6 protein-coding genes are annotated in these 6,417 nt (G+C 75.1%); all 6 read left to right on the forward strand.

Annotated elements, in window-relative coordinates:
* The first annotated feature begins 58 nt into the window (after window positions 1-58).
* The 6 genes from ACWGJY_RS15790 to moeZ all read left to right on the forward strand — a co-directional run bounded on the left by ACWGJY_RS15790 (window position 59) and on the right by moeZ (window position 6,339).
* Window positions 59-1,996: a DUF3492 domain-containing protein gene (locus ACWGJY_RS15790; RefSeq protein WP_453261363.1), complete on the forward strand. Its 1,938-nt coding sequence runs from the start codon at window positions 59-61 to the stop codon at window positions 1,994-1,996.
* The gene (locus tag ACWGJY_RS15795) at window positions 1,996-2,250 is read left to right on the forward strand and encodes a hypothetical protein (protein WP_453261364.1); all 255 of its coding nucleotides are present in this window, start codon (window positions 1,996-1,998) and stop codon (window positions 2,248-2,250) included. Before ACWGJY_RS15790 ends, ACWGJY_RS15795 begins: the two co-directional genes overlap by 1 nt.
* The gene (locus tag ACWGJY_RS15800; RefSeq protein WP_453261365.1) at window positions 2,247-3,479 is read left to right on the forward strand and encodes a hypothetical protein; all 1,233 of its coding nucleotides are present in this window, start codon (window positions 2,247-2,249) and stop codon (window positions 3,477-3,479) included. The genes ACWGJY_RS15795 and ACWGJY_RS15800 overlap by 4 nt, the downstream gene beginning before the upstream one ends.
* Before the next feature lie 271 nt (window positions 3,480-3,750).
* Window positions 3,751-4,707 (forward strand): NAD-dependent epimerase/dehydratase family protein, encoded by a 957-nt coding sequence (locus ACWGJY_RS15805; protein WP_453261366.1) that lies wholly within the window; start codon window positions 3,751-3,753, stop codon window positions 4,705-4,707.
* The gene (locus ACWGJY_RS15810) at window positions 4,695-5,063 is read left to right on the forward strand and encodes a hypothetical protein (RefSeq protein WP_453261367.1); all 369 of its coding nucleotides are present in this window, start codon (window positions 4,695-4,697) and stop codon (window positions 5,061-5,063) included. The genes ACWGJY_RS15805 and ACWGJY_RS15810 overlap by 13 nt, the downstream gene beginning before the upstream one ends.
* A gap of 97 nt (window positions 5,064-5,160) precedes the next feature.
* Window positions 5,161-6,339: an adenylyltransferase/sulfurtransferase MoeZ gene (gene moeZ, locus ACWGJY_RS15815; RefSeq protein ID WP_453261368.1), complete on the forward strand. Its 1,179-nt coding sequence runs from the start codon at window positions 5,161-5,163 to the stop codon at window positions 6,337-6,339.
* The last annotated feature ends 78 nt before the right edge of the window (window positions 6,340-6,417 follow it).

Genomic DNA, 6,417 nt, shown 5'->3' on the forward strand with positions numbered 1-6,417 from the left:
TGGCGGCCGTGCCGCCGGCACGCCAGCGACGCCGATATGGGAGGACGGGGGTGCACCCGTGCGTATTGGACTGCTCACCGAAGGTGGCTATCCGTATGCGGCCGGTGAGTCGCACGCGTGGTGCGACCGGCTCGTGCGCGGACTCACCGGCCATGACTTCGAGGTCTACGCCCTGAGCACCGACCCCCGTCAGGAAGCGTGCACCCGGCCCCGGCTTCCGCAGCACGTACGGCTGGTGTGCAGCGCCCCCCTGTGGGGCGACTTCCCCGCCGGGCGCGGACGGCGGGGCGAGGAGCACAAGGGGCGCACCCCCGGACGCCGCGAACGGCGCCGCTTCGCCGAGCGCTTCGGCGATCTCGTGACCGCCTTCGCCACCGCGCCTCCCGGTGGCGGGCCGGCCACGGGCGCGGCGCACGGGGGCGCGCCGGCAAAGGACCCGCCGGCCGTCCCGGACGGTGCCCGCGGACCCGTCGCGGCCGGCCAGGCGGACCGTTTCGCCGCCGGGCTCTACGGGCTCGCCGAACTCGCCCGGGACCGCGGCGGACTGACCGCACTGCTGCGCTCCGAGGACGCCGTACGCATCCTGGAATCCGCCTGCCACGGCCGCCGCGCCCTGCCCGCCGCCCAGGGCGCACAGGTCGACGATCTGCTGGCCGTCACCGCCCGGCTCGCCCTCGCGCTCCGGCCGCTGTCCCTGGACTGGTACGGGGGACGGGAGGGGCCCGGACTCGGCGGTGTGGACCTCTGCCACGCCACCTCGGGAGGCGCGGCCGCCCTCCCCGGACTGCTGGCCAAATGCTTCTTCGGCACCCCGCTGTTGGTCACCGAGTACGGCGGCGTACGGCTGCGCGAGCACTGTCTCGCGCGCGCCGCCTCGCCGTTGAGTGCGCCGGTGCGCGCGCTGCTCGCCGCTTTCCAGGGCGCGCTGGCCGCCGAGACCTATACCCAGGCCGCGCTGATCACCCCCGGCAACACCCACGCCCGGCGCTGGCAGGAACACTGCGGTGCCGACCGGGCCCGGCTGCGCACGGTCCACCCGGGGATGGACGCCGCGCCCTTCGCCGCGGTCGCGGACGCCGCGGCGGACGACTCCAAGACGCTGGTGTGGGTCGGCAACGTCGAACCGGCCAAGGATCTGTTCGCGCTGCTGCACGCCTTCGCCGAGGTCCGCAAGGCCGAGCCGGAGGCCACCCTGCGGATCATCGGCGGGGTCGGCCGCGATCCGCAGGCGCCCGGATATCTCGCGCACTGCCGGGCGCTGGCCGCCCAGCTCTTCCCCGACGAGGCGGCCGACGCCCGCACCGTCGGCGAGAGTCCGGTCAGCTTCGAGGAGATCGGCAGCCCCGATGTGCCGGCCCTGGAGGACGCCTATGCCTCCGGAGCGGTGGTGGTGCTCTCCAGCGTCATCGAGGGCTTTCCGCGCTCCCTGGTGGAGGCGATGTTCTGCGGCCGCGCCACGGTCTCGACCGACGTCGGCGCGGTCTGTGAAGTCATCGGCGGCACCGGCCTGGTCGTCCCGCCGCGCAACCCCCGCGCCCTCGCCGCGGCCTGCACCGCGCTGCTCGGCGACCCGGACCGCAGGGCCCGGCTGGGCGCGGCGGCTCGGGCGCGGGCGCTGGAGCTGTTCACCGTCGAGCAGAACGTCGCGGCATTTCGTGGCATCTACCTGGAGCTGATCTCGCACGCCCCGGCCCGCCCGGTCGCCTGCCGCGGGCGGGACGGCCAGGGCGTCCCGCAGCCCTTCGCCCGCCCCGCCGAGTCCCATGTCCCCGGCCGCTGGGCCGCGACCGGCGCCGCCACCCGGACCGCCGTGCCCGCCGCCCGTACGCCGAGTTGGGCCGTCCCAGAGGGGGAGCGGGCTGCCGGGCCGCCGGTCCCGGGCGACGGAGCCCCCGAGCCCGGGGGAGCGCCCGGCATCCGAGGCGTGGGACAGCCGGTGAGATGGGCAGGGGCCGGCGACCAGCCGGGCGCGACCGGAGTGAAGGAGAGAGAGTAATGGTGAGGGCTGTGCTCGATGTGATGTGTGCCATGGGCGTGGTGGGTGTGGCGCTGGTGACGGGGATGGCGGATGTGGCGCACGGCGGCAGCCGGGACGTTCTCCGCCGCCGCCCCCTCCCCGGCAGCCCGGCGTACGCAAAGCGCCGCACCGCCCCCGGTGGCCACGGCCGCCCGGCCCGGCGGCGCCTGCCCTGCCCCGGCCCCGGCCGGGGCGGCTGCGCCCCGGCCCGGGGGAGAGGGGACGGGCGATGACCGCGCCCGACGGCGGCGCCACTCGCGCCGTACCGGCCAGGGAGGACGGGCGCGCCCGGACCGTACCGCCCCGCAAGGAGGCCGCCGCCCGGCCCGTGCGCCGCGGCCCCGCCGACCCCGTACGGAATCTGATGCACCGTCATCAGGAGCTGTGCGCACACGCCGTCGACGCGCTGGAGATCGCCGCCGGCCTGGAGGCGCACGGTGTCACCGACCGTACGGCCGCACGGTTCCGGCACCGGGACGTCTTCTCGCTGGCCGAGGAGCTCTACGCCCGGGTGCCGCGCGCCGAACCGGAGGCCTCCCCGGCGGCGGTGCCCGAGCCTCCGTCCGCGCCCGTTCCCGCCCGGGGCTCTTGGCGCGTGTGTGCGGCGCTGCAGCTGCTGCCCGGCGCCGTCTGCGTCGCGACGGTCACCGCCCTCGCCTCGGCCGATGCGGCAACTCCCGCCGAACGCACCGCCGTTGGTGCCACAGGCGGGGTGCTGCTCGCCCTCGCCGTCCGGCTGGGCGTCCGGTCCGGGCCGCTGCGGCTGCGCCACCGGGGCGCCGGACCGCGGACCGCCGGACTGTGGGTCTGCTGGACGGCCGGGTACGCGGTGTACGGCGACTGGCTGCTCGGACAGCTGCTGGCCGGTGGCCCCGATCTGCCGTCCGCCGATCCCCGGGCCGCCGTCGCCACCGCCGTGGCACTGGCCTTCGCCCTCGCCCCCGCGGCGGGCTGCGCCCGCTGGTTCGCGGTGCGCGGGCGGCGCGGCCTGGCCGCCAGCCGCGGCCTCGGAGAACTCGCCGCCCGGGTCCGGCCGTTACTGCTCGCCGCCACCCTGCTCTTCCTGGGCGCACTGGTGGCGCTGCTGCTCGGCGCGGGCGCCGTCTTCGGCGGCGGTGACACGAGGGCGCCGGCCGCGGCGGCGGCGCTGGGGGTGCTGCTCTTCCTCGCCCGGCTGCTGGCGGTGCACGGCTTCCCCGGGGCGGCCGCGACGGGCCTGGCCGCGGCCGCCGCCCTGGAAGCCCTCGCCCTGTCCCTGGTGCTGATCGCCCGGCTGCCCGGTCTGCGCCTGCTCGACAGCCCCGTCGAGGCGCTGGCCGCAGCCGGGGGACCGGCCGCCGTACCCGCCGTGGCCTGCACGGCCGCCGCGGCCGGCCTGCTGGTGTACGGCCTGCGGGCGCTGACCGGTGCCTGTGCGCACCGGCCGGCCCTCTCCGGCCCGGCGGAGGCGCACCGGCCGTGACCCTTTGGACGACCCCTGGCCCCCGGCTCCCCGGCCCCCGACTCCCCGGCCCCCCACACGGGCACCGCCACCAGGCACCGCCCCCGCAGCGGCACCCCGAAACGGCCGCTGCGGCCCGTTCCCCGCGGACCTCACCCCCCACATGGCCCGCGCCCCCGCGGCGGAAGCCGACGCCGCGGCCAAAGCCGACGTACTTCCCTCGATCCGCCTTAGGAGCACGACACATGAACGTCCAGCCGACCACATGCCACGCGAACCGGGGGGTCGCACGATGAGGGTGCTGCTCATCGGCGCCAACGGCTACCTGGGCCGTTATGTCGCCGACCGCCTGCTCGCCGACCCCGCCGTCCAGCTCACCGCCCTCGGGCGGGGGGACGACGCCGACGTCCGCTTCGACCTGGCCACCGGCAGTCCCGGGGCGCTGACCCGCTTCCTCGACGCGGTCCACCCCGGTGTCGTCGTCAACTGCGCGGGCGCCACTCGCGGCGGTGCCCGCGAGCTGACCCGGCACAACACCGTCGCGGTCGCCACCATCTGCGAATCGCTGCGGCGCAGCAGCTGCGGCGCGCGCCTCGTCCACCTGGGCTGCGCGTCCGAGTACGGGCCCTCCCAGCCCGGCTCCTCCACCGCCGAGGACGCGGTGCCGCGCCCCGGAGGGCCGTACGGCGTGAGCAAACTCGCCGCCACCGAACTGGTCCTGGGCTCCGGGCTCGACGCCGTCGTGCTGCGGATCTTCTCGCCGGTCGGCCCCGGCACCCCGGCCGGATCACCGCTGGGCCGGCTCGCCGAGGCGATGCGCCGCGCCATGCAGTCCGGCGAGAACGAACTCAAGCTCGGCGGGCTCGGCGTACAGCGGGACTTCGTCGATGTCCGCGATGTCGCGCGGGCGGTGCACGCCGCCTCGCTGTCCGCCGCCCAGGGCGTCGTCAACATCGGCACCGGCCGCGCCGTCCGGCTGCGCGAGGCCGCGTCCGTGCTCGCCCGGGTCGCCGGTTTCGGCGGTGCGCTCCATGAACTCGAATCCCCGCCGGCCCGGCTGGTCATCCCCGGTCCGTCCCCCGAGCACCCGGTCGGCTCGCCGCCCGCCACCTACCCGTATCCGGACGGCTGTGGCACCTGGCAGCAGGCGGACGTCCGCACCGCCCGCGACCGGCTGGGCTGGCGCCCGCGGATCGGACTGGAGGAGTCCCTGGCCGACATCTGGATGGAGGCCGCATGCCGCATCTGACCGGCGCCGCCGGTACCGCCCACGCCCCGAACGGGGCGACGCCGCGCGGGAGCGGTGTGCCGGGCGCCCGCCCCGGCCCGCACCGCCCGCCGGCTGCCGCCCGGATATGTGAGACCGATGTCCGCATGCCGGGACGCCGGGACAGGGGGCGCCTCGTGCGCAGGGTGCCGCGGGCCCGTCTCGACGAGGCGCTGCGGGGCGACCGCCGGTCCGGCACGGGCACGGTTCACGTCACCGTTCACGTCACCGACCGCCGGGCCGCCCGGACGGCCGGAGCCATCGGCGGCGCCCGGGAAGCGCTGCCCGGCTGCTGGGACACATTCGTCTCGCGCATCGGAACGGGTGTCTCGGAATGAAGAAGGGCGTGGCAGTGTTACGGGGAGAGCAAGCTCCCCCACTCTCGGCTCCGCTCGGGCGGGGGGAACCCCATCTAGACCGACCAACGGAGTCCCCGTGTCGCTGCCACCCCTGGTCGAGCCCGCTTCCGAGCTCACCGTCGATGAGGTCCGCAGGTACTCCCGCCACCTGATCATCCCCGATGTCGGGATGGACGGGCAGAAGCGGCTGAAGAACGCCAAGGTGCTGTGTGTCGGCGCCGGTGGCCTGGGCTCGCCCGCGCTGATGTATCTGGCCGCGGCCGGCGTCGGGACGCTCGGCATCGTGGAGTTCGACGAGGTCGACGAGTCGAACCTGCAGCGCCAGATCATCCACAGCCAGGCGGACATCGGCCGCTCCAAGGCCGCGTCCGCCAAGGACACGGTCCTGGGCATCAACCCGTACGTCACCGTCAACCTGTACGAAGAGCGCCTGGACTCCACGAACGTCATGGAGCTCTTCGCGCAGTACGACCTGATCGTCGACGGCACGGACAACTTCGCCACCCGCTACCTGGTCAACGACGCCTGCGTGCTGCTGAACAAGCCGTACGTCTGGGGCTCGATCTACCGCTTCGACGGCCAGGCTTCGGTGTTCTGGAGCGAGCACGGCCCCTGCTACCGCTGCCTGTACCCCGAGCCCCCGCCGCCCGGCATGGTGCCCTCCTGCGCCGAGGGCGGCGTCCTCGGTGTGCTGTGCGCCTCCATCGGCTCCATCCAGGTCAACGAGGCCATCAAGCTGCTCGCCGGCATCGGCGACCCGCTCGTCGGCCGGCTGGTGATCTATGACGCGCTGGAGATGACCTACCGTCAGGTCAAGGTCCGCAAGGACCCGGACTGCGCGGTCTGCGGCGAGAACCCGACCGTCACCGAACTCATCGACTACGAGGCCTTCTGCGGCGCCGTGTCCGAGGAGGCCCAGGAGGCGGCGGCCGGCTCGACGATCACTCCCCGGCAGCTCAAGGAGTGGATCGACGGCGACGAGAAGATCGAGATCATCGACGTCCGCGAGCCGAACGAGTTCGAGATCGTCTCGATCCCCGGCGCCAAGCTCATCCCGAAGAACGAGTTCCTGATGGGCACCGCCCTCCAGGACCTCCCGCAGGACCGGAAGATCGTCCTGCACTGCAAGACGGGCGTCCGCTCCGCCGAGGTCCTGGCCGTACTGAAGTCCGCGGGCTTCGCCGACGCGGTACACGTCGGCGGCGGCGTCATCGGCTGGGTCAACACCGTCGAGCCGGAGAAGCCGGTCTACTAGGTCTCTTCCCGCCCTCCGCCCGCGGTGCCCTGCGAAGGGCTCCGCGGCGCAGCGCAAAGGCGCCGGTCCGTTCACCAC

This window comes from Streptomyces sp. NPDC054765, from assembly GCF_053612065.1.

Bases quoted from the DNA above. Each gene is read 5' to 3' on its own strand.
- ACWGJY_RS15795 (WP_453261364.1), top strand. From the start codon at position 1,996: ATGGTGAGGGCTGTGCTCGATGTGATGTGTGCCATGGGCGTGGTGGGT.
- ACWGJY_RS15805 (WP_453261366.1), top strand. From the start codon at position 3,751: ATGAGGGTGCTGCTCATCGGCGCCAACGGCTACCTGGGCCGTTATGTC.
- ACWGJY_RS15810 (WP_453261367.1), top strand. From the start codon at position 4,695: ATGCCGCATCTGACCGGCGCCGCCGGTACCGCCCACGCCCCGAACGGG.
- ACWGJY_RS15800 (WP_453261365.1), top strand. From the start codon at position 2,247: ATGACCGCGCCCGACGGCGGCGCCACTCGCGCCGTACCGGCCAGGGAG.